Below are 22,417 nucleotides of genomic sequence, written 5' to 3'. Positions count from 1 at the left end.
GCGACATCCTCGCGATATTCCCATCGGAATTTTGCAATGAGAACGACAAAAATGGTATCCGTAAACTCTGAGAGTCACCGCCCTTTCTGGCAGACCAAAACCCTAGATGAGATGACCCATGAAGAATGGGAGTCACTCTGTGATGGATGTGGACGCTGCTGCCTGAACAAACTTGAAGATTGGGACACAGGCGCAATCTACTGGACAAACGTCGCGTGCACTCTGCTGGATGGAACCACATGTAGGTGCAAAAACTATGAACAGCGCTTCGACACAGTGCCCGATTGCGTACAGCTTTCGCCGGAAACTGTAAGAACTTTGAAATGGTTACCGCCAACATGTGCGTATCGTCTAATCCGTGAGGGCAGGGATCTGTACTGGTGGCATCCGCTTGTTTCAAAAGATCCGCAGAGCGTGCATGACGCCGGAATCTCAGTCCAAGACAAAACCATCAGCGAAGATGGAATGGAGCCAGAAGAGTTCGAAAACTATCTCGTCGACTGGCCGGATGAGGAATACACCAAAGACTGATCCTGCAAAATATGTTTATTTTCAATTACTTCTCCACAGGTGAGAAGCGGGTATAAGTCAAAATTCAAAGCAATTGTAAAGCCAGTGCAGTGCCTCAGGGCCTGCGCTTTTTTGAATGTCTCATCAAAGCCTTACAGCTTTCTTTATTTAAAGTTGAACGAGTTTCAATCCTAACGTGAAACGGGGATAAGTGTCCATGCCTCTTTGGGTGACTTGACCTAGGAATATAATCTTGACAGCGCACCGCTGTTTTGATAGGGTTTGGGCATGCTAGAGAAAGTGTGACGGTGCCTGCAGAGGCAATTCAGCTCTTTCTATCTGCACTACATTTTAGAGAATTTACCAGCTGCTCCTTGTTTCAATGGGCGGCTTTTTTTGTGCCTAAAGCGTATCGCCGAAAAGTAGGCACCGGTTTTCGGATCAAGATACGCAATCAATTTTAGCGACGGGAGGGGATATGGCAGAGGAACAGGAGCCTCAACTGGAGGGCGACCAGGCGATACGACTGCGTGTGCCATTAGAGGTCTGGCAGGTTGTTCGCCGCATGGTGGAAGAAGAAGCCATCTCAATTGCGGATATTGCCCGCAAAACAGGCCTGCCGAGCAGCACTATCACCACCAAGATCAAACGGGAAGGATGGCTGCGGAAGTGGGAACTGGCGCAGGAGCTTGCCAGCTCTCAGCCAGAGGAGCGCAAGCGCCTGATCGCTCGTCTCTATGCTGCCTTCGAAAAGCAGGTCAGCACACTGGAAGCCAAACTGAAAAAGCTAAGCGGTGATCCGCAATCAGCAGCGGGTGAGATGGATGCCACGGCAAAAGCCATCACCAGCCTCGCCAAGACGCTGGATATGTTGATCGACCTGCAGCAAGCACACGGTGAGGACAACACAGAAGAGGTGAGTGATGACCAGATGCGACAACAGCTTTCGCAGCGCATTGAAAGCTTGTGTAGCGCAGGGCAAACTTCATGACTTTGTCGCCTCCTTGAATGCACATGAACTGAGTTATCTTCAATATAACTGGCAGGTGTTCGCACACGCCCATCAACGCCCACCTGAGGGCAGTTGGACCACATGGCTGCTTATGGGCGGACGCGGTGCAGGCAAAACCAGAGCAGGGGCAGAATGGGTCAGGGGCAAGGTTGCAGGAGAAGCATGGGCTGGTCCGGCGGCTGGCAATATTGCGCTCGTCGGGCAAACCTATGCGGATGTGCGGGAGGTCATGATCGAGGGCATTTCTGGTCTGCTCACCGTCCACCCGGCAGGTCACAAGCCTCAGTGGAACCCATCACGCCGCCGTTTGGAATGGGCGAACGGAGCGGTCGCTCGGGCCTTTTCTTCAGAAGACCCTGAGGCTCTGCGCGGCCCCCAGTTTGATGCCGCCTGGTGTGATGAGGCAGGTAAGTGGAGCAACGCAACAGATACCTTCGACATGCTACAGTTTGGTCTGCGTCTTGGTGTGCAACCACAGCAGCTGGTGACCACAACGCCCAAATCCACGCCGCTGTTAAAGCTGCTGCTGCAAGACAAAGGCACCGTAGTGACCAAGGCTGGCACGAAAGCGAATGCCGCCTTTCTGGCAGAGGTTTTTCTGCAACAAATGACAGAGCGTTATGGCGGCACACGGCTCGGTAGGCAGGAGCTGGACGGCGAACTGATTGAAGACCGGGACGACGCTTTGTTCGCCCGCAAATGGTTCGAGATGGGCCGGGTGCGGGATGCTCCCGAACTGAAGCGCATTGTTGTTGCCGTGGACCCGCCGGCCACATCGGGCCGGACTGCAGATTCCTGTGGCATCGTTGCAGCAGGTATCACAGAGGCAGGTGACCTGCATGTCTTGCGAGACAGAACCGCCCAGGGCCTGCGCCCCGCTGCATGGGCTGAGCAAGCCATCAAACTCTATCATGAGCTGGAGGCGGATTGCTTATTGGCAGAGGTCAATCAAGGCGGTGAGATGGTGCGTGAGGTCATTGAAAGTGTCGATGCCAGCGTGCCGGTAAGGTCCGTCCACGCAACCAAAAGCAAGCGCCGCAGAGCAGAGCCAGTCGCCCTGCTGTACGAGCAAGGGCGTGTTCATCATTGCGGTGTCTTTCCTGAGCTGGAAGATGAACTCTCCGACTTTGGGGTTGGTGGCCTGAGCAACGGAAGGTCACCAGATCGGCTGGATGCACTGGTCTGGGCCATAACAGAACTCAACCGCCGCCCGGCAGGCAAACCACGCCTGCGCAAACTTTAAAAACATCAATAATTTGAAGGGTTAGCTCGCAAACTTGATTCTGTTTGTGAGGATTAGCCCTCCGTGTATCGCCGAAGAGTGGGAACCGGTTTTCGGATAAGGATACGCGAGAAAATGAGTTAAAGCTGTTTATCAAGGCAGACCAAAAGCAAACAGCTTTTGTGCACTCAAATACATGAATCAAAACATTAAGTTAGAGCGAAAAGGACTCTGATCTCATGGGGTTACGCAGACTTCTTGATTCAGTTTTTTCACCAGTAACTGAGCAAAAGGCATCGCGGGCAAAATCAGTCGCCTTCATGCGGTTTGGTGAAGGGGCCGTCTGGACCCCGCGCAACTATGAATCACTTATAAACCAAGGGTATTTACGAAATCCTATCGCCTACAGATGCGTGCGTCTCATCTCCGAAGCCGCCGCAAACGTGTCCCTCACTGTAAAGGTGGGCGATGAAGAGCTGGAAGCCCATCCCCTGATGGAACTTCTGAACCAGCCCACCCCCATGCAAACACGGCGCTCGTTTCTGGAGGAGGTCTACGGCTTCCTGCTGGTCTCCGGCAATGCGTATGTAGAGGCCGTCTCGCTGGAAAGCGCACCGCGCGAGCTCCACGCTCTCAGGCCCGACCGCATGAAGGTGCTGGTGGATGAGGCTGGTTGGGTGGAGGCCTACGAGTATCAGGTGGCAGGTAGAAAAGTGGAACTGCGCAAAGCGCCCGGTGACAAGGTCCAGCCCGTTCTGCACATCAAGCTCTTCAACCCGCTCAACGACCACTACGGCTTCGCGCCCATCGAGGCCGCGCAAATTGCCCTCGACATTCATAACGCCGCCGGAGACTGGAACAAGTCTCTGCTCGATAATGCTGCCTGCCCAACCGGTGCGCTGGTCTATGGTGCAGGCGATGCCATGAACATGACGGACGACCAGTTTCACCGCCTCAAGGAGGAGCTGGAAAGCTCCTATCAGGGGGCAAAGAATGCTGGCCGCCCCATGTTGCTGGAAGGTGGGCTGGACTGGAAGCAGATGGGTATGTCGCCCAAGGATATGGACTTTATTGAGCTGAAGAATGTCGCTGCCCGCGAAATCGCATTGGCCTTCGGCGTGCCGCCTATGTTGCTCGGTATTCCAGGAGACAACACCTATGCCAACTATCAGGAAGCCAACCGCGCCTTCTGGCGCCTGACGGTTGTGCCGCTCGCCGCGCGGGTTCTCTCCGAGCTCTCCAATTGGCTCTCTGCAGCCTATGACGAACAGGTCACGCTGGAGCTGGACCTTGATGCTGTCGAAGCGCTGGCGCTGGAACGCAAAGCACTGTGGGATCGCATCACTGCAGCGGACTTCCTCTCCCGCGATGAAAAGCGCATCGCCGTTGGATATGGGGCGGAGGGCAAAGATGAATGATCTGCTGGCAGCGCTCGCTGCAAAAGGGGACCTTGCCCATGTGGCGCTTAGCGCCTGGGCAGGCACCTCCACATCGCTGCTCCTATGGGCATTAAAGCAAGTCATCCGGTTCAATCGCAGGTTCGAGGAGTTCATGAGTGAACTGGAAAAACTCAACCAGCTGCTCCGCATGGATCCATGAAAATCGCACCCTCTGACTATTGAGATTATTTGAAAGGTTGAAGGTGAAGCCTTGATCCAAAATCACAAAGCACAAGCCGTGCCCGTTGAGCAAAAACAGCAGCCAACGCAGCGCGGCAATGAAGCCCCTGCACAGACCTTCGCCAACTTTACCAAGGCCCTCGCCGGAGCATTGGTGGAGCGACGCGCGGCAAAGTCGGAGGGAGCAAACTCGGGCAGAAAAAACAATTGAAAGCTCGCTAAGGGAGGCAATCAATTTGAACACAGATCACCCCATCGCCATTGAGGGCTACGCCAGCCGGTTTGAACTGAGCGATCAGGGCGGCGACGTGATGCGCAAAGGTGCATTTCAAAACACGCTGCAAAAGCAAAAACTCACGGATGTTAAAATGCTCTGGCAGCACGATCCATCCCACCCCATTGGCAAGTGGCTGCACATTCAGGAGGACAGCATCGGCCTCTTTGTAAAGGGCTTGCTCTATCCGGGTATCACGCAGGGCCGGCAAGCTATCGCCATGGTGCAAACGGGTATTCTGGACGGACTGTCCATCGGCTTCAAAACCCGCCGCGCCCAGCGCAACAGCAAAACCGGCAGGCGGGATGTGCTGGCGGTAGATCTCTGGGAGATCTCGCTGGTCACGTTCCCGTTGCTGCCATCAGCACGGCTGATTGTGGTCTCCTGAAGCTCCCGATTATTTGAAAGTACGATCTGTGGTTCCAATCGGCGCCGCAGTTTTTTTATATGCTTTACGAGGAAAATAATCCTATGAGAAATACATGTAATCCAGCATTAGAGACCAAAGACTTCGCAAGGGAAGCTGCAGGAAAATCAGCTCATCCCGCACTTTCTGGGCCGGCAACAGGGCAGTTTGTGTCTGGCATAGAGGCCTCTGGCAGCTTCAACCAGCTGAACCACGCTTATTCTGAGTACACCCAGACCAACGACATGCGTCTGGCTGAGCTGGAGCAAAAATCCGGCTCGGATGCGCTTTTGGACGAAAAACTGGCCCGTCTGGACGAGATTATCGACGGTCAGCTGCGCCACCTGAATGAGCTTCAACTCAAATCCCAGCGCTTGCCGCGCTCAACGCCAGAAACCACCGGCGGCCCATCAGCTGAGGTAGAGCACAAATCTGCGTTTGAGACCTACATGCGTGACGGGCAGGAGACCCGCCTTAAAACGCTGGAGCAAAAGGCCATGTCCTCCGGCACTGCCGGCGATGGCGGATATCTGGTGCCGGAGCAGCTGGAAACGGACATCCTGCGCCGCATCACGGCCCTGTCCCCCATCCGCTCTATCGCGTCCAACCGCAAGATCTCCGGCGCGTCTTACCGCCGTCCTGTTGTGACGGTGAACCCGGATGCGGACTGGGAAGGCGAAACCGACGCCCGCAGCACCCCCACAAACGCAATGAAATTTGAGATGCGGGAGGTGAAGATCTTCGAGCTTTCTGCTCTGCCAGCCGTCACCCAAACCCTGCTGGATGACGCAGCGGTCAACATCGGGGAAATTCTGGCAGAAGAGGTGGAAACCGTCTTTGCAGAAAAAGAATCCGCCGCCTTCCTCAATGGCAACGGCACCAGTCAGCCGCAAGGGCTGCTCAAAGGCACAATTCACGGCACGCTGAATGATACAGGCCTCTCCATCGGGTCCATCAAGACAGGACAGGCAGGGGCGTTTCCCTCTTCCAACGGAAGCGATCTGCTGATCTCGCTGATATACGGGGTCAAAACCGCCATCCGCCGCAATGCCCGCTTCCTCTTCAATCGCAGAACGCAAGCTGCCATCCGCAAGCTGAAGGACGGGCAGGGCAACTACATCTGGCAACCACCTGCAGCTGCAGGCGCTGACCCAAGCCTCATGGGCTTCCCGGTCACTGAAGCTGAACACATGCCGGACATGACCGCAGGTTCTGATCCCTACGCCATCGCGTTTGGTGACTTCCACCGTGGCTACATGGTGGTGGACCGCGTCGGCATCTCTGTTCTGCGTGATCCGTACACCAGCAAACCAAACGTGCTGTTTTACATCACCAAACGCGTCGGTGGTGGCATCATGGATTTCGACGCCTACAAACTGCTGAACTTCAGCGCCTAATCATCTTCAACAACAATCGAGGAGGAGCCGCCGTGACGGCTATACTCACAGTGCCACCAGCTCTGGAGCCGGTTTCGCTCGCCCAGGCGCATGCGCAGCTCAGGGTCTCCCACACCCACGAGGATGATCTGATCGAGCGTCTGATCAAAGCCGCGCGGGAGCAAGTGGAGACCCTCACACGGCGGGCTCTTATTGATCAAGAGTGGCGGCTGCTTCTGGATGATCTTTCACCAGACCGCCTGATCCGCCTGCCTGTCGCGCCGGTCGCCCAAGTCCTGCAGGTCTACACCTATGACAGGGAAGGCAACCAACAGCTGGTGCCAGCGTCGAACTATCAGGTGGATTTGGCCGGAAATCCCGCCCGCCTGCGCTTCAAAGCAGGCGCCATCGGGTCTCTGCGTGACCTCAACGGCATCGAGGTTGACTTCAAAGCTGGCTACGGCTCAGCAGCAACCTCGGTTCCCGCAGGTCTGCAATCAGCCATCCTGATGCTGGTCGGCTTCTGGTATGAGCGCCGCACCATGCTGGAAGAAGGCCGCCTCACAGGCCTCATGCCCCACGGCTTCGAGGCAGCACTCTCGCCTTACAAGGTGCTCAGGATATGAGAGCAGCAGGCACACTCAACGAACCCCTGCTGTTACTCAGTCCAGAGATCACCAATGGCACGGATGGCTCTGTCACAAGGAGTTACCAGCAAATCGCCATGGTCTGGGGGCTGGTAGAGGCATCCACTGGCTCACAGAGTACCGTGGCAGGCCGTATCGCCAGCACTTACCCGCTCACGCTCACCCTTCGCCGCCGCACAGATGTGGCAGAGGGCTGGCGGGTGGAGCGGGGTGGACAGAGCCTCAGGGTAAAAGCGGTTCTCCCGCACTCAGAGCAGGCGCCCTTCATGCAAATCCTTTGTGAGCAAGAGGAGGGCGATGATGGGGGAGCTTGAGTTCCGCAAAGCCCTGTTTCAGGCAATCCACGCCAAGGCATCGCTAAAACCCTATCTGGGAGATCCAATGCGGGTGTTTGACGGCGTGCCAAGGGGAGCAACCTTGCCCTATGCAACGCTGGAGGCTGTCACCACACAATTGCTGACAGGCCATCTGGACGACGGCGGCAGGCTCACAGGCTCAATCGGCATCTACTCCCGCCATGCAGACCGGGCTCAAACCCAGGAGATCCTCCAGATCTTCAACGAACTGCTGGAGACGGGTGTCACGTCACCTGCCGGACTTGAAACCTCAGGCCTGACCATGACTGAAACCAGCTGCCGCCGTCTGGGCGATGGTCGCACATGGTACGGACGCATCAAATTCTCCGTCCTGCTGCAAAAGACGCATTAATACCAACCTTTGAGAGGAAAACAGATGGTCGCTCAGGCCGGAAAAGACCTGTTGTTGAAACTGGACACAGTGGGAGATGGAACCTTTGAAAGCGTTGCAGGCCTGCGCTCAAGACGCCTCGCCCTCAACGCCACGCCCATCGATATCACCGATGCAGAAAGCACAGGCCGCTGGCGCGAGCTGCTGGCGGGAGCCTCCACCCGCCACGCCTCACTTTCTGGCAGTGGTCTGTTTCGCGACAAAGCCTCCGCAGAAAAAGTCCGCACCGCTTTCTTTGCTGGAGAGCTGCGTCCATGGCAGATCATCCTGCCCGGCTTTGGAACACTGGAAGGCCCGTTTCACCTGTCTGCATTGGAATACTCCGGCGACTACCGATCTGAAGTCACCTTCGAGATCTCGCTGGAATCCGCCGGTGCTCTCACGTTCACCCCGCTAACCTGAGGAGTACAGGATGCCACCTAAAACCTATGGCAGAGGCGTTAATCGCAGGCGCGGTGAAGTCCTCGCAGACCTTGGCGGTCAAAAGCACATTCTTGTGCTCACTCTCGGGGCACTGGCAGAGCTGGAAGACGCGCTCAGCTGCAGCACATTACAGCAGCTGACAGAGCGGTTTTCCTCTGGGCAGCTGAGTGCTGCTGATATCATCAAAGTGCTCGGTGCAGGTCTTCGCGGGGGTGGACTTGTCATTGAGAACGAAGAGGTTGCAGAGCTCTCCTATGAAGGCGGCGTTGCAGCCCTTGCCAAGCTGGCAGGTGAACTGCTGGTCGCCACGTTCTCTCCACCTCAGCAGTCAAAATCATGAAGCGCGGGCAATCTAAAAACCAAGCTGTGCCCTGGCATGACCTGGTGCACAAAGCCTGCCGGGAGCTTGGCTGGTCACCGCACACCTTCTGGCAATCAACACTGGTTGAGCTGGAAATGGCTTTCACGCCACCGGGAACCCGTAATGCCCGCACGATCACACGAGGTGTACTGGAAGGGCTGCTGGCCCAGTTCCCAGACAAAGAGGATCAACAAACACCATGACCGATAGTTTTAATGAACCGCTGAACGTAGAAGATGCGCGCGAGTTGGAAACAACCATGCAAGAGGTCAACGCCCTTGCCAAAGAGTTCTCTTCAGAGCTTGGCAAAGGCCTGCAAAGCGCAGTCACCTCTGGCAAAGACCTGCAATCGATCCTCTCACAAGTCGCGCTCAACATGTCCAGCTCTGCACTCAACAGTGCCTTAAAGCCACTTGAAAACTTGCTTTCTGCCGGAATTTCATCAGCCATCGGCAATGTGGCAGGCGTAACGCCCTTTGCAAAAGGTGGTGTCGTTTCCAGCCCAACCATGTTTGCGGCAGGCAACACGGGTTTGGGGGTGATGGGGGAGGCCGGAGCAGAGGCAATCCTACCCTTGCAGCGCAGTAGTGATGGCCGTCTCGGCGTTGCCATGAACGCGGGCAGCACGCAGCCCAACGTCACAATAAATGTGGCGACACAGGATGTGCGCAGCTTTGAAAGATCTCAGGGGCAGATTGCGATGATAATGGCCCGCGCCACCGGACGGGGGCGACGCGGGCTATGACGTCGGCATTGAAGAGGAGGGACTCAAGGACCGACGTGGCTTTGCTACCGGACGGTGGTAGCAAACTTTTTGGAAAAATCCGTTGCTTTGCAAAGAGGGAGGAGCATCGACAACGGGTCTACGCAAATCACGCAGATAACTTTCCCATGTCAAACCTATTAGATGCTTCGCGGGCACCCAGCCTTGAGCCAAGTCAAACAGGAGGGTGAAATGCAACCATGTTTTGTTGATGAAACATTCCCACTTGGAATTTCCCTAGGGGCTTCTGTCAGAGTAGAAAAACGCAGTCAGGTCACAAGGTTACTCAATGGTGCAGAAACCCGAAACGCCATCTGGAAGGGAACGCGACGGCATTTTGATGTGGGGACCGGATTGCGCAGCTCGGCAGATCTGCAACGGGTACTCTCCTTCTTCGAAAAAGTGGGTGGTCGCCTCTGCGGATTCCGGTTTCGTGACCCCATGGATCATAAATCCTGCGCCTTTGATGCAACTCCATCTGCAACCGATGTGACGATCGGAACTGGCGACGGGACAACACCGACTTTCCAGCTCATCAAGCAATTGGGAGCGGCAAGCGTTGCCTGGCAACGCAAAATTACGAAACCAGTGGCAGGAACTGTCTCGGTTGCGGTCGCCGGTCAACTGAAAACCGTCGGCAGCGATGTGCTGCTCGATCCGTTAACAGGCATCCTGGAATTTCAAGCAGGCCACATTCCCTCAAACGATCAGGTGATCACGGCGGGTTTCCTGTTCGACACGCCCACACGCTTTGAAAGCGATCAGCTGGAAATCAACCTGCTGCACTTTGAGGCAGGGCAGGTACCGTCCATCCCACTCGTCGAACTTCTCATCTGAAACCAACTCTGCGAGCAAACCCATGTTCAATGCTGCTTTGAAAGAACACCTGACCGGTGAAGGCACAACCGTGGCCTACTGCTGGCGCTTAACCGCCCCATCTGGCCTCAGCCTTGGTTTCACCACCCACGACCACTCCATTACATTGCTTGGCAAATCCTATGAGCCCGGCATCGGACTGGATGGCACGCAGGCCATGGCTCAATCTGACTTTCAAGCCGGACAGGAAGAAGCTCTGGGCTTCCTTTCTTCCGACAGCTTGAGCGAAAAGGAGTTGAGTGCGGGCCTCTGGGACAATGCCGAAGTTGAGGTCTATCTGGTCAACTGGCAAAACCTGGAGGAGCACGAGTTACTCCGGCGCGGCTCCCTTGGCGAAGTCACAAGAGATGCCGATGTATTCCGCGCCGAGTTCCGCTCATTGGCCACCAAACTCTCTGAGCCCAAAGGCCGGCAACTCTCCCACCAATGTCATGCAGATCTGGGAGATACCAACTGCGGGATCAGTCTGGACGCCGCTGCCTACACAAGACAGGTGAGTATCACAGGCAAAGAGGACAGCAATCGGTTGGTCATCGAAGGCAACACCGATATCGGCACAGGTTGGTGGGCCTTCGGCAAGCTCATCTTTCAATCCGGCCCCTACGCCAATCAACCTTTGCGCATTGCCAGTCAACTCATAGAACAAGGCAATCACAAACTCACGCTCTGGGCACCCTTGTTACTGGAGCAAACTTATCCGTTATTCGCGTCCGTTTCCGCAGGCTGCGATAAAGGCTGGGGCAGCTGCCAGACGAAGTTCCAAAACACCGAGAACTTCCGAGGCTTTCCTCATATGCCGGGCAATGACTTCATCCTTGCCGGACCTGAAAGCCAATCTGCCGCCAACAACGGCGAAAAGCTGGTGGGGTGATCATGCAGCAGTCTTCCCAAACCCTCCTGAGAGAAGCGCGGAGCTGGGTCGGAACACCTTATCAGCATCAGGCAACAACCAAAGGTGCCGGCTGCGATTGTCTTGGCTTTATCCGCGGCCTCTATCGCTTTTTGCATCACACCGAACCATCCGTTCCCGCCAGTTACGCACCTGAATGGGCGGAGCTGAAAGGCGAGGACCAGTTGCTCAATGCTGCGCACCAGTATCTGAACGAGGTGCAAGGGTCTTTGCAAAAGCCAAAACCGGCGGAGGTCATTCTGTTTCGCTGGGCACCGCAGTCTCCCTGCAAACATCTCGGTTTCATGACCAGCAAAGACCGCTTCATCCATGCCTACGAGGCGGTGGGAGTGGTTGAAAGCCCACTGGTACCCATGTGGCGCAACAAGATTGCAGGGCGTTTTTCATTCTTCTCAAGTCAGTGATCCGGAAAGGACAGGACCATGGCAACAATGGTGCTATCAAGTGTTGGTGCAGCCGTTGGCGGCGCAGTCGGTGGCCCTTTCGGCGCCATCATAGGACAAACACTGGGGGCTCTTGGTGGGGCGTGGATCGATCAACAGATCTTCGGCGAAAACCGGGAACTCTCTGTCGGCAAGCTAGGCGACCTGCAATTACAAACCGCATCTGAAGGCGCATCTCTTCCCTTTGTCTATGGCCGTGTCCGAGTAACTGGCAACATCATCTGGGCAACGCGGCTGGAAGAGGTGGTCTCCGAAGAAAAGCAGGGCGGAAAATCCACCGGCTCATCGACCAATATCACCAGCCACAGCTACTTCGCCAACTTTGCCGTGGCCCTCTGTGAAGGCCCCATCACCGCAGTGCGCCGTGTTTGGGCCAACGGTACGGAGCTGGACACCAGCGCAATTAACATGAGGGTGTATCTGGGGGCAGAAGATCAACAACCCGACCCCTTGATCGAAGCCAAGCAAGGCACCGCGCCAGCCTATAAAGGCACCGCGTATGTGGTGTTCGAACGCCTCTCTCTGGCAGAGTTCGGCAACCGCATCCCTCAACTCGCCTTCGAAGTGCTCCGCTCCATTGAACTACTGGAAGAGCAGATCAAGGCAGTCACACTCATCCCCGGAGCAGGCGAATTCGCCTACCACCCGCAGGAAGTCATTGAGGAGCTGACCCCCGGCAACACCCGGAGCGTCAACCGCCATGGCAAGGGCGAGGAAACCGATCTGGTCCGCTCTTTGGATGAACTTCAGGCCCTCTGCCCAAACCTGAAAAGCGTCGCGCTCGTTGTCGCCTGGTTTGGCGATGACCTACGCGCTTCCCAGTGCACCATTCAGCCCAAAGTGACCTACCAGACCACAAAGCACTTGCCTGAGAACTGGAGCGTTGCAGGCCTGACCCGCGCTGAAGCACAAGAGGTCTCCCGCATCAATGACAGACCTGCCTATGGTGGCACACCCTCAGATGCTTCCGTCACAGAAGCCATCAAGGAACTGAAGCGCCTTGGCCTTGCTGTCATGTTCTACCCGTTCGTGATGATGGACATCCCCGATGACAATCAGTTGCCCGACCCGTATGGCGCAACCAAGCAGTCCAGCTTCCCCTGGCGCGGACGCATCACCTCTGACATCGCAGCAGGACAACCCGGAACACAGCAGGGAACCAGCGCAGTCACGCCGCAGATAGACGCTTTTGTCGGCTTAGGCAGTGACTGGCGGTTCCGCCGTTTCATCCTGCACTATGCCAATTTGGTAAAAGAGGCCGGTGGTGTGGAAGCGTTTCTCATCGGCTCAGAAATGCGCGGTCTCACCCAATGTTGGGCAGGCGGCAACGCGTTTCCTTTCGCTGATCACTTGCAAACGCTGGTCTCAGAGGTTCGCCAGATTGTCGGCAACCAGACCAAACTGTCCTACGCAGCCGATTGGAGCGAATATGCAGGCCACAGTCCCCAATCTGGAGACCTGCGTTTTCCCCTAGACCCACTCTGGGCGCATGCTGACATCAATTTTGTCGGCATCGATAACTACCTGCCACTATCGGACTTGCGTCAGAACGATGACCCGCAAACAGCCTACAACCTCAAGGAGCTTCGGGAGGGAGTAGCATCCGGCGAATATTACGACTGGTATTATGTCAATGACACAGACCGAGCTGAGAAAACCCGCAGCCCGATTACAGACGGAGCCTACAACAAGCCATGGGTGTTCCGGCAAAAAGACCTTAAGAACTGGTGGCAGAACCAACATTTTGAACGCACCGCAAATGCTGAACAAAACACGCCAACCCCCTGGGTGCCGCAATCCAAACCCATCTGGTTCACCGAACTCGGCTTTCCTGCTGTCGATAAAGGAACGAACCAGCCCAATGTCTTCGTGGATCCTAAATCTGCCGAAAGCGCATTGCCGCACTTCTCCAGCGGGCAACAGGATGACCTTGTCCAGCGTCGTGCATTGGAAGCAAGCCTCAGTTATTGGGGAACAGACCATCCGGACTGGCCGCAAGGCGACAATCCAGCCTCAAGTGCCTACGCAGGTACGATGGTCGATGCGGACAACGCCTTCCTCTGGACATGGGACGCCCGCCCGTTCCCTGAGTTCCCGACATATTCCGATGTCTGGGCAGATGGTCAGAACTGGCAGCTCGGCCATTGGCTGACAGGTCGTCTCGGCGCAACCTCTCTCTCAGGCCTCATCCGTGCCATGCGTGATGATTTTGGACACACACAAGAGCTGACAGAGATCGCTGAACTGGGCGAAACCCTCGAAGGTCTGATCGTGACAGGCCCAACGTCCTTACGCTCTGCGCTCTCTCCCATCCTGCAACTGGCCGGAGGCATCGCCGTTGATCGCGGAACCCATCTGGCCATCCTCCCCAAATACGCCAAGGCCACAGATTATGGAAAACTGAGCCTTGCTGACCTTTTGGAAGCTGAAGAGGAGGAGGGCTACATCTCCATCAGCCGCAATGATGGCAGCGACCTGCCAGCTGAACTTCGACTGCGGGGAATGGACCCCAATAACAATTATGAGCCTCTCGTCGTCTCCTCCCGCCGTCTGGAAGGCATGGACAGGCGCACCTCCAACATCCAGCTCCCCATCACAGCTTCGCTCCCCTCTGCCAAAAAGCTGGTTCAAAAAATGCACCAGAGCGTGTGGCTGGATCGGGAGACCCTTCAGTTTAAACTTGCTCTGAGTAAAATTGATCTGCGACCGGGGGATGTATTGGAACTTCCCGGTGAGCTTTTGGGGGATGACATGACGTCCTTTCAGTGCCGGATTGATCAGATCTCATCTGGTGCTCATCTAGACGTTCAGGCAATACGGTTCAACGGATATCCTAATACAGCTGCAGTAATCTCGGATGGATCATCACAACGATCTTTCAACGACACCACCTCAGGTCCGCCAATTGTCAGCATCTTGGATTTGCCAAGGTTCCACGGTGAGAGAGCGGATGATGGAAGCCCGGTGGTCGCTATCTACAATGCGAATTGGCCGAGCGCCTATCAGCTGTACAGTTCCAGCTCAGGTGAAGAATTCACACCGCTAGTACAGGTGACAGAACCAGCCACCACGGGCATATTGCAAGAACCTCTCACCTCTGGCCCACTTTGGCGATGGGATTTGGTCTCCCATATCACCGTAAAACTCTATGGCGGACAATTACAAAGCCGAAAGCTGCTTGATGTGCTGTCAGGCGCAAATGCCTGTGCCATTCGCAAAAATGAGGAGTGGGAAGTGATACAGTTCTGTAAAGCAGAACTGATCGCCCCCATGACCTACAAACTCACGCAGTTGCTCAGAGGACAATTGGGTACGGAGCATCTGGTTGCTTCGTCGAGCGCTGAGAACGCTGATTTCATCCTGTTAGATCAATCCCTGCTGAAACTGCCATGGACCAGTGACAAAGCCGATGTTGCCCTCTCATATCGTGTCGTTCCAGCTGGCAAGCCTCTGGGCTTTAAATGGGCAGTGAACACAAGCCATGCTGGAAAACAAAGCTCACTTAAACCATTCGCACCTGTTCATCTGAGTGCAAGCCAAACAGATAATGGTGATTTGGAACTTAAATGGATTCGCAGAGCCAGATGGGAGGCGGATAGCTGGGCAACGCCAGATATTCCGCTCCAAGAGGATAAACTTCAGTTTTCGGTCACGCTTTATCGTCAGGATGGGGGCGAAAATGAACGAACTGTTCTGCGTGAATATGAGGTGACACAGGAAAGCCTGACAATCCCACAAACCGAGCTGCAATCGTTATTTGGAGCAGGTCAGCATCTCTTAGCCTGTGAAGTTGCTCAAAACTCATCGAAATTCGGTTTGGGGACAACTTCAGATTGCTTGGCGAGCGTAACACTTTAACAATTGCTTTTACCGGATTATTTGCAAACCAAGCCAAGAAACATCACAGACCCCAGAGAATCTGCTAGGTCTTTGTTTTGAAATATATAACACCTCGTTCATGTGAGGTTCAGCCAGTGCCGGTTAGAAGACGCCCTATGAGACACCAATTCCACAACCTCTTTTTTCGCTCATTGATGGCACTGGCTTTGGCGGTAACGGTTTTTACATGGTCTGCACCTGCGCAGGCCGCGTGTTTGTCCTCCAGTCAGACAAGGCAGGCTGTCGCCAGCGGTCAGGCGCGGCCTCTGGGTTCGCTGCGGGTCAATGGGCAGATACTTTCAGCCAAACTCTGTGAGCGAGGAGGGGGATTGGTCTATGTGCTGTCCGTACTCAACAACGGCAACGTCTCGCAAGTGACGCTGGATGCACGAACAGGGCGCCGGTTGTAACCGAGCTGAGAAGAACTCTGGATAGAGATTTTTTTGCCTGAATTTGAACGAATTTTGAAAGCGATATTAGGCGATACTGCACATTCCTATCTGAAAACCGGTATCCACTTTTCAGATAGGAATGTGCAACTGAAAAATTAGAGCAGTCTGAACTGCTTTATGAGCCTGAGCGCTTGTGTGGGGTAGATCTTATGCGAATGTTGATCGTTGAAGATGATCGGGATTTGAACAGACAACTGTCTGAAGCGTTGGAAGACGCCGGTTACGTTGTCGACAAAGCATATGATGGCGAAGAAGGTCATTTCCTCGGCGATACTGAACCCTATGACGCTGTCATTCTGGATCTTGGTTTGCCGCAGATGGATGGTCTCAGTGTGCTGGAACGCTGGCGCAGAGACGGCCATTCCATGCCAGTCCTTATCCTGACGGCTCGTGATCGTTGGAGCGATAAAGTCGCCGGCATTGATGCAGGCGCAGATGATTACGTTGCAAAGCCCTTTCACATGGAAGAAGTGCTGGCACGGGTGCGGGCACTGGTGCGCCGCGCCGCTGGTCTGGCCTCCAACGAGATTTCCATTGGCGACATTGTTCTGGATACCAAAGCAAGCAAAGTGACGAAAAACGGCATGTCCGTAAAACTCACCTCTCACGAGTTCCGCCTGCTGTCTTATCTCATGCACCACAAAGGCCGTGTGATTTCCAGAACCGAATTGGTTGAACATTTGTACGATCAGGACTTTGACCGCGACTCCAACACCATTGAGGTGTTCGTAGGCCGATTGCGCAAGAAGTTTGGTAGTTCACTGATCGAGACCGTACGTGGATTGGGCTACAGGCTACAGGAAGAAAATGCCTGATAAGAACAGCGCAGACACCAACGACTTGCAGGGGCCGCTCAACTGGAATCCCATCAGGTTCATTCGCAAGAAGCAACAGGCGTCATTGGCATGGCGTCTGATTTTTGTTGCGGGCCTATGGGCTGTTGTCAGTCTTGTGGTTGCGGGTGCTATTCTTGTCGCTCTGTTTCGTGAAGCGGGTGAGAAAGCACTGGATGAACGCCTTGAAGTCCACATGACAGCAATTGTCAGTGCGCTTGCTGCGGAAGGCGACCAGCAAAACCCTGCATTACGACGTATCGGTGATCCACGGTTCAACATGCCGCTGTCGGGTTGGTATTGGACCGTGCAACGCGGTGGCAAAGTTCTGTTTGAAAGCGAATCTCTTTTTGGCGACACGCTACGCCTGCAAAACATGAAGGGCGAACTGGAACTCAAGCAAAACGTCACTGGTCCAGCTGGTCGGGATCTGCGTCTGCTGCAAAAACGCATCCAGTTCGGTGGACTTCAGCCGGTGACAATAGCAGTCGCAGGAAGCACCCGCGAGCTGGGCGAGAGTACGGCATCCTTTGCATGGCAAGCGGCGATCACACTTGGTGTTCTTGGGCTTGGCCTTGTCGCGGCCATCTTCTTGCAGGTGCGCTTTGGTTTACGTCCGCTAACTGAACTTCAGGAGAGTCTTGGTCGCGTTCGTCAGGGAAAAGAGGAAGAAGTTCAGGAAGATTTGCCCAAAGAGCTGAAACCGCTTGCTGTTGAACTCAATGCTCTCATCCACTCAAATAGAGAAGTAGTGGAACACTCCAGAACTCAGGTGGGAAATCTTGCCCATGCCCTGAAAACGCCTCTCTCTGTCATTACCAACGAGGCTAGAAGTTCAGATGAACCGCTCGCCCTGAAGGTTTCGGAGCAAGCGGATCTTATGAGAGGGCAAGTTCAGCACTATCTGGAAAAAGCACGAATGGCGGCTCAGCGCCGGGTGATCGGAGTGTCATGTGAGGCTGCTCCTGTCGTGTCGCGCATGGCGCGCGCTATGGAAAAAATCCATCGCGACAAAGAGCCGGAGATCACGGTTGATATGGATGAGACTCTGTTGTTCCGCGGGGAACAACAAGATCTGGAAGAAATCCTTGGGAACTTGTTGGATAACGCCTGCAAATGGTGTGATAAAAAAGTATCAGTGACGCTGAAAAACAACAATTCCTCTGCGTCACTCATTGCTCTGATCGTAGAAGACGATGGTCCTGGACTGGGTGCTGAAGAGAAAAAACGTGCACTGCGCAGAGGGCAAAGATTGGATGAAACTGTCCCCGGAACGGGTTTAGGTTTATCCATAATTGTTGACATTGCAGGTATTTACGGTGGTTCATTTGAACTTGGCGATAGCGAGTTAGGTGGATTGAAGGCAACGGTGATCTTGCCGTCTCTGACAATCTGATCTGTTTTGGGGCAGGGGTTGCATCTGTTTCAAACAGTACTGATAGTAAGTGTAACTGTGTTTTAAGGGGTTGCTCCACGAAAGTGTTTTCAAGCTAATGACGCTGCTTTGGTTTGAGGCCTTACTGGAAGACCTTGGAAGGGACGAAAGTGCCTTTCCGGAAAACGGATAAGTCGCAGAAGCGACAAAGAGGATGCATGTTGGTGCGAAACTGGAAAAAACTGATGGTCTTACCTGTCGTTGTTGGCGGTTTAGCCAGCTGTGCGACATCCGATCATGTCACCAGTGCTCAAACCGATGCCGAATCCTCGTCTATTTTCGGTTTCTGGTCTTCTGACAGTGAGCAAAACGCAGCAGCTCAGGCTGCAATCGACAGCGCCACAGAAGGTGAGTTGAAGCAACTGCTCAGAAGCGGTGACCTCGATACCGTCTATAAAGCACAGAGCAAAGCGTTGAATGCCTCTGATGCAGGCAACAAAGTTGTCTGGCGCAACCGATTCTCTGGCGCACAAGGCACAGTTAAGTCTGGTCCTGTCTATTACGTGAATGACCGCCGCTGCCGCGATTTCCAACATACCATCGCGTATGATGAGAAAACGCAGCTGATCAAAGGTGCGGCCTGTAAGGACGGTGAGCGCTGGGCAGCGCTGAACTAGCCCAAAATCCCTCGCTATAAGCAGTTTTTGCGGAAGGAAACACACCTTTCGCATGCGGAAAAGGCTGCTTATCAAGATTTGATTAAGCAATTCCGCCGATAATTTTGATCAACAAATACAATTTTAGCAGTTGTCGTCTGCTGCATGTTGTGAGGGTTGAGCGTGTATAAGCTCAACCAGTGTAAAGCTGAGTACCAGAGAGATTTGGATGCACGAGGTCAACCATAAAGCATTGCAAATGGAGAAGGTGTTAGGAGCCTTGTCTCAATCTGCTTTGCGGATGTTGGAACGGTCTGTCGATGATACGGTGCAAAGCGGAACATCTGTGCCAAATGCCGAACTCATGCTGCTCACTATTCGCAGGCTCCTTGGTGAAGCCTCTTACATTCCTGAGAATAAGCTATCTCTGGATACGCCACTTAAGCGCGCAATTCTAAGCCCCCTTCAACCATTCCTCACTCAAATACCGCTGAGCACGCCGCAGCAAGGTCGGATCGATGCCACAGTAATGGAGCCGCTCTGGACCTACATGCGCCAGGTGCTTCTTTCTAATGAGTTTACCGAAGCGGTAGAAGCCTTGGAAGAGCTGTGTCAGCAACAAGATTTGCCCACGACCCACGAAACCATCCAGAAAGCACTCCATACATGCGCTGAAGGTCTCCGTCTGCGTTTGGTTGCTGCTGCAAAAAAAGAGCTGGAAGCAGCAGATCAAGACATTCAGATAAAGACAAAGCTTCGCCGCAAGGTTGGAGGCCACGTCAATTTTGATTTCCTCTGTGATGTTCTGGTGATCTTGGCAAGAGCGCCTGCATGGGAAAAGGTGATGGCAGACACTCCACCTTTTGCAGAAGACATCCTGTCCATGTCCTCCGGTAACAGTTTGCAAAACATGCGTGCCCATATGGAACAGCACAGAGCTGAGGCCAATTATCTTGCAGCGCTTTCATTCCTTCGTCTGGACGAAGCGCCTGTTGACCTCATTAAACTGGCTCAAACCCTCGCAGCTGTTCCTGCTCTTAAAGATGTTACGGGCACCCCTTATGCAGCCTTTATAGAGTTTGCTTTGTCTTCTTTGGAGCAAAGTGTGTCTGTCGTTGAAGGCTGGCGCATGGAAGAGGAGGCCATTGTTGGGCTTCCGGAAGCAGCCAATGCCTGCCTGCTACATTTTGAGGAACTGGAAGAACTCGAAGGCTTCAGCGCTTGCGGTCAATGGAACCAGCGCGCTGTTCAGCTCAAAAACCGCTTGTGTATTCTGCTACGCGATGAACTGCGCAACCTTCCGGCACAACTGGAGGAGGCAATTGCTTCAGAAGAAAAACCTGACCTTGCAGATTTGCAGGGTGGTTATCGGCTGGAGCAGATTCAGCGCGCCTATCACAAATGTTTGAGGGGATTAAAACTCGCCAAGTTAGCGTCGCAATATGCAGGTGTGCTTGGCTTGAACGAGCTGCAAATCTCAACCAGAGATCATGTCGAACGTTTCATCGATCGCAACTCCGAGAAGCTTTTGACAGCTCCCAAAGACGAGCAAAACGAGACCGAAAACCTTCCGAATTATGGCGAAATTTCGAGAAAATTGAGCCGTTTAATCTCGATGAGTGAGATCTCTCTGGAGCCGGAAGACACCGCGAACCTCATTCGCAGACAGAAGACTTACCTGAAAGATGCCGCCTAACCCCCTAGTAGTGCCTGCGTCTTTTAGAAAATAAGTGCAACTTCATAGGTATTTTGTGGGTATATGGCTTGTGCGACTGCCCGTCGCAGGGGGGGAACTGTTGCCTTTCACATTTAGAACCTGTCTATTTAAGCCACTATGACATTCTGGTTAGTTCTCGCAATTTTGACGGCGGCGGTCGCATTGGCCGTACTCGTTCCATTGGCTCGCTCTCCCAAGGTTCACCCTGATGAGCGCAATGATGAAGCTGTGTTTCGTGCCCAGCTCGAAGAAATACAAAAAGATCTTGAGCGCGGTGTAATCGCGCCGGACATGGCAGAAGCCGCCAAAATTGAAGTGTCGCGTCGCTTGTTAGCCGCGCACAAGCAAAACCAGGGAGACCACCAGTCAGCTCCCTCTAAAATGCGCATGCGCATTGTGCAGCTAACAGCGGTTGTTTTGGTACCTCTGGCAGCGCTAGGTATGTATTTACAATATGGTTCTCCGGAAATCCCTGACCAGCCACGTGCTGAGCGTTTGGCTGAAACCGCAGGGCAGGCTGATCTTGAAGTGCTGATTGCCAGGACTGAGGATCACCTCAAAGAAAACCCGAACGACGGACAGGGTTGGGCTGTAATCGCGCCTGTTTACATGCGTACCAGCCAATTTGAAAAGGCCCGCCGCGCCTATGCGCAGGCGTTGAGCCAGTTCCCTGAAAACCTCGATTTTATGGTTGGTTGGGCTGAAGCAAGCATTTTCGCAAACAACGGACAAGTGTCCGAAGAAGTTGAAAAAGTTTTGCGCCGGATCAATCTCGCTAAGCCTGAAATGCTGCAACCCTACTACTATCTGGCAATGGCTATGGGCCAGAAGGGCCAGATAAACGAAGCGCTGGCTGCCTGGAATGCTCTGCTGAAGACTGCAGATCAAAATGCTCCTTGGGTGGACGCAGCAAAAGCACAGCGTGACGAACTGATCGCACGAGGCGCTGTTGTATCTGGTGAGGCTGAGGCGATCCCGGCACTTGGACAGCCAGCTGGACCTTCTGCTGAAGAAGTTGAAGCAGCAGCTGAGATGAGTGCAGAAGATCGCAATGAAATGATCAACCAGATGGTTGTGCAGTTGGATGAACGCCTTAATGAACAAGGTGGTTCTGTTTCTGAGTGGGGCCGCCTGATACAGGCCCGCATTATTCTCGGGGAGCAAGTGGAGGCCGCACAAGCAGTCGCCCGCGCCAAGCAAAACCTGAAGGACGATGCGGCAGCACTGGAACAGATCAACCAACTGACCGCGAGCCTGAATTTGCGCCCTGCCGAATAAGGCAGGGGTTGCATATCTTTGATGAATGCCAAGCGATTTTCGGAAATAAGATATGTCTAGAACAAAGAGATAGAGCTTCCTTTGATGTTCTATTGAGCTGCAGAATACAAACGCCGTAAGGCATTAGTTGGCAACGTATCTACGGAACTGCGAGTATGACACGTAAACAAAAAAGACTCGGGCTTATTGGTCTTGCGGGATTGGTGCTGGGGTCAGCTGTCGGCTTGGTTCTTTATGGACTCTCCAGCAGCGTGACCTATTTCCAGAGCCCAAGCGACATCGCTGAACAGCAAGTTGAAGTTGGACAACGCATCCGTCTTGGCGGTCTGGTTGAAGATGACTCTCTCGATAAGAGCCGAGGCTCAGTGATCCTCTTCCGCGTGACCGATCAGGCAGAAGCTATCCCGGTTTCTTACAAGGGTATTTTGCCAGACCTGTTCCGTGAGGGGCAGGGCATCATCGCTGAAGGCCACATGAACGAGAAGGGTGTCTTTATTGCAGACACAGTTCTGGCCAAGCATGATGAAAGCTATATGCCAAAAGAGGTCTACGAGACCTTGAAGGAAGATGGCCATTGGATGGAAGAGGACCAGGCCGCCTCCGCAGAGCAAAGCATCAAAGTAAACTAAAAAGTAAAA

26 protein-coding genes are annotated in these 22,417 nt (G+C 54.0%); all 26 read left to right on the top strand.

From position 1 onward, the window contains the following. Positions 1 to 36: 36 nt before the first annotated feature. The gene (locus tag PsWM33_RS24210) at positions 37 to 531 is read left to right on the top strand and encodes a YcgN family cysteine cluster protein (protein WP_208980731.1); all 495 of its coding nucleotides are present in this window, start codon (positions 37 to 39) and stop codon (positions 529 to 531) included. A 457-nt stretch (positions 532 to 988) separates the two neighbouring features. Then, positions 989 to 1,501, top strand: coding sequence for a hypothetical protein (locus PsWM33_RS24205; RefSeq protein WP_063301924.1), 513 nt, complete (start codon positions 989 to 991; stop codon positions 1,499 to 1,501). Then, positions 1,434 to 2,765: a DNA-packaging protein gene (locus PsWM33_RS24200; RefSeq protein ID WP_082827137.1), complete on the top strand. Its 1,332-nt coding sequence runs from the start codon at positions 1,434 to 1,436 to the stop codon at positions 2,763 to 2,765. The genes PsWM33_RS24205 and PsWM33_RS24200 overlap by 68 nt, the downstream gene beginning before the upstream one ends. Before the next feature lie 218 nt (positions 2,766 to 2,983). Then, the gene (locus PsWM33_RS24195) at positions 2,984 to 4,162 is read left to right on the top strand and encodes a phage portal protein (RefSeq protein WP_063301922.1); all 1,179 of its coding nucleotides are present in this window, start codon (positions 2,984 to 2,986) and stop codon (positions 4,160 to 4,162) included. Further along, positions 4,155 to 4,343: a hypothetical protein gene (locus tag PsWM33_RS24190; protein ID WP_063301921.1), complete on the top strand. Its 189-nt coding sequence runs from the start codon at positions 4,155 to 4,157 to the stop codon at positions 4,341 to 4,343. The genes PsWM33_RS24195 and PsWM33_RS24190 overlap by 8 nt, the downstream gene beginning before the upstream one ends. Before the next feature lie 51 nt (positions 4,344 to 4,394). Next, the gene (locus tag PsWM33_RS24185; protein WP_063301920.1) at positions 4,395 to 4,574 is read left to right on the top strand and encodes a hypothetical protein; all 180 of its coding nucleotides are present in this window, start codon (positions 4,395 to 4,397) and stop codon (positions 4,572 to 4,574) included. A 25-nt stretch (positions 4,575 to 4,599) separates the two neighbouring features. Then, positions 4,600 to 5,025, top strand: coding sequence for an HK97 family phage prohead protease (locus PsWM33_RS24180; protein ID WP_063301919.1), 426 nt, complete (start codon positions 4,600 to 4,602; stop codon positions 5,023 to 5,025). Between the two features lie 83 nt (positions 5,026 to 5,108). Further along, a complete protein-coding gene (locus PsWM33_RS24175; protein ID WP_082827136.1) occupies positions 5,109 to 6,440 on the top strand; it encodes a phage major capsid protein in 1,332 nt (443 codons plus the stop codon). A gap of 32 nt (positions 6,441 to 6,472) precedes the next feature. Further along, positions 6,473 to 7,045 (top strand): head-tail connector protein, encoded by a 573-nt coding sequence (locus PsWM33_RS24170; protein ID WP_082827135.1) that lies wholly within the window; start codon positions 6,473 to 6,475, stop codon positions 7,043 to 7,045. Continuing rightward, the gene (locus PsWM33_RS24165) at positions 7,042 to 7,380 is read left to right on the top strand and encodes a phage head closure protein (protein ID WP_063301917.1); all 339 of its coding nucleotides are present in this window, start codon (positions 7,042 to 7,044) and stop codon (positions 7,378 to 7,380) included. The genes PsWM33_RS24170 and PsWM33_RS24165 overlap by 4 nt, the downstream gene beginning before the upstream one ends. Beyond that, a complete protein-coding gene (locus tag PsWM33_RS24160) occupies positions 7,367 to 7,774 on the top strand; it encodes a DUF3168 domain-containing protein (RefSeq protein WP_208994727.1) in 408 nt (135 codons plus the stop codon). The genes PsWM33_RS24165 and PsWM33_RS24160 overlap by 14 nt, the downstream gene beginning before the upstream one ends. A gap of 24 nt (positions 7,775 to 7,798) precedes the next feature. After that, on the top strand, positions 7,799 to 8,215 hold the full coding sequence (locus PsWM33_RS24155; RefSeq protein ID WP_063301915.1) for a phage major tail protein, TP901-1 family: 417 nt from the start codon (positions 7,799 to 7,801) through the stop codon (positions 8,213 to 8,215). Between the two features lie 10 nt (positions 8,216 to 8,225). Further along, a complete protein-coding gene (locus PsWM33_RS24150) occupies positions 8,226 to 8,576 on the top strand; it encodes a gene transfer agent family protein (protein WP_063301914.1) in 351 nt (116 codons plus the stop codon). Further along, the gene (locus tag PsWM33_RS24145) at positions 8,573 to 8,800 is read left to right on the top strand and encodes a phage tail assembly chaperone (RefSeq protein WP_063301913.1); all 228 of its coding nucleotides are present in this window, start codon (positions 8,573 to 8,575) and stop codon (positions 8,798 to 8,800) included. The genes PsWM33_RS24150 and PsWM33_RS24145 overlap by 4 nt, the downstream gene beginning before the upstream one ends. Continuing rightward, a complete protein-coding gene (locus PsWM33_RS24140; protein ID WP_063301912.1) occupies positions 8,797 to 9,342 on the top strand; it encodes a phage tail tape measure protein in 546 nt (181 codons plus the stop codon). The genes PsWM33_RS24145 and PsWM33_RS24140 overlap by 4 nt, the downstream gene beginning before the upstream one ends. Before the next feature lie 210 nt (positions 9,343 to 9,552). Further along, the gene (locus PsWM33_RS24135; protein ID WP_193778464.1) at positions 9,553 to 10,197 is read left to right on the top strand and encodes a DUF2460 domain-containing protein; all 645 of its coding nucleotides are present in this window, start codon (positions 9,553 to 9,555) and stop codon (positions 10,195 to 10,197) included. Positions 10,198 to 10,219: 22 nt separating this feature from the next. Further along, positions 10,220 to 11,107: a DUF2163 domain-containing protein gene (locus PsWM33_RS24130; RefSeq protein WP_063301911.1), complete on the top strand. Its 888-nt coding sequence runs from the start codon at positions 10,220 to 10,222 to the stop codon at positions 11,105 to 11,107. 2 nt (positions 11,108 to 11,109) lie between these two features. Beyond that, entirely contained in the window at positions 11,110 to 11,550 is a 441-nt protein-coding gene (locus PsWM33_RS24125; RefSeq protein WP_063301910.1) for a peptidase P60, read from the top strand. 18 nt (positions 11,551 to 11,568) lie between these two features. After that, positions 11,569 to 15,447, top strand: a complete 3,879-nt coding sequence (locus tag PsWM33_RS24120) for a baseplate multidomain protein megatron (RefSeq protein WP_063301909.1) — start codon at positions 11,569 to 11,571, stop codon at positions 15,445 to 15,447. A gap of 137 nt (positions 15,448 to 15,584) precedes the next feature. Continuing rightward, positions 15,585 to 15,878: a PepSY domain-containing protein gene (locus PsWM33_RS26995; RefSeq protein WP_208991837.1), complete on the top strand. Its 294-nt coding sequence runs from the start codon at positions 15,585 to 15,587 to the stop codon at positions 15,876 to 15,878. Between the two features lie 191 nt (positions 15,879 to 16,069). Then, positions 16,070 to 16,735 (top strand): response regulator transcription factor, encoded by a 666-nt coding sequence (locus tag PsWM33_RS24115; protein WP_063296288.1) that lies wholly within the window; start codon positions 16,070 to 16,072, stop codon positions 16,733 to 16,735. Continuing rightward, positions 16,728 to 18,149, top strand: coding sequence for an ATP-binding protein (locus tag PsWM33_RS24110; protein ID WP_063301908.1), 1,422 nt, complete (start codon positions 16,728 to 16,730; stop codon positions 18,147 to 18,149). Before PsWM33_RS24115 ends, PsWM33_RS24110 begins: the two co-directional genes overlap by 8 nt. A 224-nt stretch (positions 18,150 to 18,373) precedes the next feature. Beyond that, positions 18,374 to 18,805 carry an RT0821/Lpp0805 family surface protein gene (locus PsWM33_RS24105; protein ID WP_208986598.1) on the top strand — a complete coding sequence of 144 codons (432 nt, stop codon included), beginning with the start codon at positions 18,374 to 18,376 and terminating at the stop codon, positions 18,803 to 18,805. Positions 18,806 to 19,013: 208 nt separating this feature from the next. Further along, positions 19,014 to 20,480, top strand: a complete 1,467-nt coding sequence (locus PsWM33_RS24100; protein WP_063301907.1) for a hypothetical protein — start codon at positions 19,014 to 19,016, stop codon at positions 20,478 to 20,480. 138 nt (positions 20,481 to 20,618) lie between these two features. Beyond that, positions 20,619 to 21,779 (top strand): c-type cytochrome biogenesis protein CcmI, encoded by a 1,161-nt coding sequence (ccmI, locus tag PsWM33_RS24095; RefSeq protein WP_063301906.1) that lies wholly within the window; start codon positions 20,619 to 20,621, stop codon positions 21,777 to 21,779. Positions 21,780 to 21,934: 155 nt separating this feature from the next. After that, positions 21,935 to 22,408 (top strand): cytochrome c maturation protein CcmE, encoded by a 474-nt coding sequence (ccmE, locus tag PsWM33_RS24090; protein ID WP_082827132.1) that lies wholly within the window; start codon positions 21,935 to 21,937, stop codon positions 22,406 to 22,408. The last annotated feature ends 9 nt before the right edge of the window (positions 22,409 to 22,417 follow it).

Source organism: Pseudovibrio sp. WM33, from assembly GCF_001623165.1.
In the GTDB taxonomy this organism is placed as follows: Bacteria; Pseudomonadota; Alphaproteobacteria; order Rhizobiales; family Stappiaceae; genus Pseudovibrio.
The sequence above is the reverse complement of the archived record's forward strand: the minus strand, read 5'-3'. Positions and strand labels throughout refer to the sequence as shown.

Bases quoted from the DNA above. Each gene is read 5' to 3' on its own strand.
- PsWM33_RS24210 (WP_208980731.1), top strand. From the start codon at position 37: ATGAGAACGACAAAAATGGTATCCGTAAACTCTGAGAGTCACCGCCCT.
- PsWM33_RS24205 (WP_063301924.1), top strand. From the start codon at position 989: ATGGCAGAGGAACAGGAGCCTCAACTGGAGGGCGACCAGGCGATACGA.
- PsWM33_RS24200 (WP_082827137.1), top strand. From the start codon at position 1,434: ATGACCAGATGCGACAACAGCTTTCGCAGCGCATTGAAAGCTTGTGTA.
- PsWM33_RS24195 (WP_063301922.1), top strand. From the start codon at position 2,984: ATGGGGTTACGCAGACTTCTTGATTCAGTTTTTTCACCAGTAACTGAG.
- PsWM33_RS24190 (WP_063301921.1), top strand. From the start codon at position 4,155: ATGAATGATCTGCTGGCAGCGCTCGCTGCAAAAGGGGACCTTGCCCAT.
- PsWM33_RS24175 (WP_082827136.1), top strand. From the start codon at position 5,109: ATGAGAAATACATGTAATCCAGCATTAGAGACCAAAGACTTCGCAAGG.
- PsWM33_RS24165 (WP_063301917.1), top strand. From the start codon at position 7,042: ATGAGAGCAGCAGGCACACTCAACGAACCCCTGCTGTTACTCAGTCCA.
- PsWM33_RS24160 (WP_208994727.1), top strand. From the start codon at position 7,367: ATGGGGGAGCTTGAGTTCCGCAAAGCCCTGTTTCAGGCAATCCACGCC.
- PsWM33_RS24155 (WP_063301915.1), top strand. From the start codon at position 7,799: ATGGTCGCTCAGGCCGGAAAAGACCTGTTGTTGAAACTGGACACAGTG.
- PsWM33_RS24150 (WP_063301914.1), top strand. From the start codon at position 8,226: ATGCCACCTAAAACCTATGGCAGAGGCGTTAATCGCAGGCGCGGTGAA.
- PsWM33_RS24145 (WP_063301913.1), top strand. From the start codon at position 8,573: ATGAAGCGCGGGCAATCTAAAAACCAAGCTGTGCCCTGGCATGACCTG.
- PsWM33_RS24140 (WP_063301912.1), top strand. From the start codon at position 8,797: ATGACCGATAGTTTTAATGAACCGCTGAACGTAGAAGATGCGCGCGAG.
- PsWM33_RS24135 (WP_193778464.1), top strand. From the start codon at position 9,553: ATGCAACCATGTTTTGTTGATGAAACATTCCCACTTGGAATTTCCCTA.
- PsWM33_RS24130 (WP_063301911.1), top strand. From the start codon at position 10,220: ATGTTCAATGCTGCTTTGAAAGAACACCTGACCGGTGAAGGCACAACC.
- PsWM33_RS24125 (WP_063301910.1), top strand. From the start codon at position 11,110: ATGCAGCAGTCTTCCCAAACCCTCCTGAGAGAAGCGCGGAGCTGGGTC.
- PsWM33_RS24120 (WP_063301909.1), top strand. From the start codon at position 11,569: ATGGCAACAATGGTGCTATCAAGTGTTGGTGCAGCCGTTGGCGGCGCA.
- PsWM33_RS26995 (WP_208991837.1), top strand. From the start codon at position 15,585: ATGAGACACCAATTCCACAACCTCTTTTTTCGCTCATTGATGGCACTG.
- PsWM33_RS24115 (WP_063296288.1), top strand. From the start codon at position 16,070: ATGCGAATGTTGATCGTTGAAGATGATCGGGATTTGAACAGACAACTG.
- PsWM33_RS24110 (WP_063301908.1), top strand. From the start codon at position 16,728: ATGCCTGATAAGAACAGCGCAGACACCAACGACTTGCAGGGGCCGCTC.
- PsWM33_RS24105 (WP_208986598.1), top strand. From the start codon at position 18,374: ATGGTCTTACCTGTCGTTGTTGGCGGTTTAGCCAGCTGTGCGACATCC.
- PsWM33_RS24100 (WP_063301907.1), top strand. From the start codon at position 19,014: ATGCACGAGGTCAACCATAAAGCATTGCAAATGGAGAAGGTGTTAGGA.
- ccmI (WP_063301906.1), top strand. From the start codon at position 20,619: ATGACATTCTGGTTAGTTCTCGCAATTTTGACGGCGGCGGTCGCATTG.
- ccmE (WP_082827132.1), top strand. From the start codon at position 21,935: ATGACACGTAAACAAAAAAGACTCGGGCTTATTGGTCTTGCGGGATTG.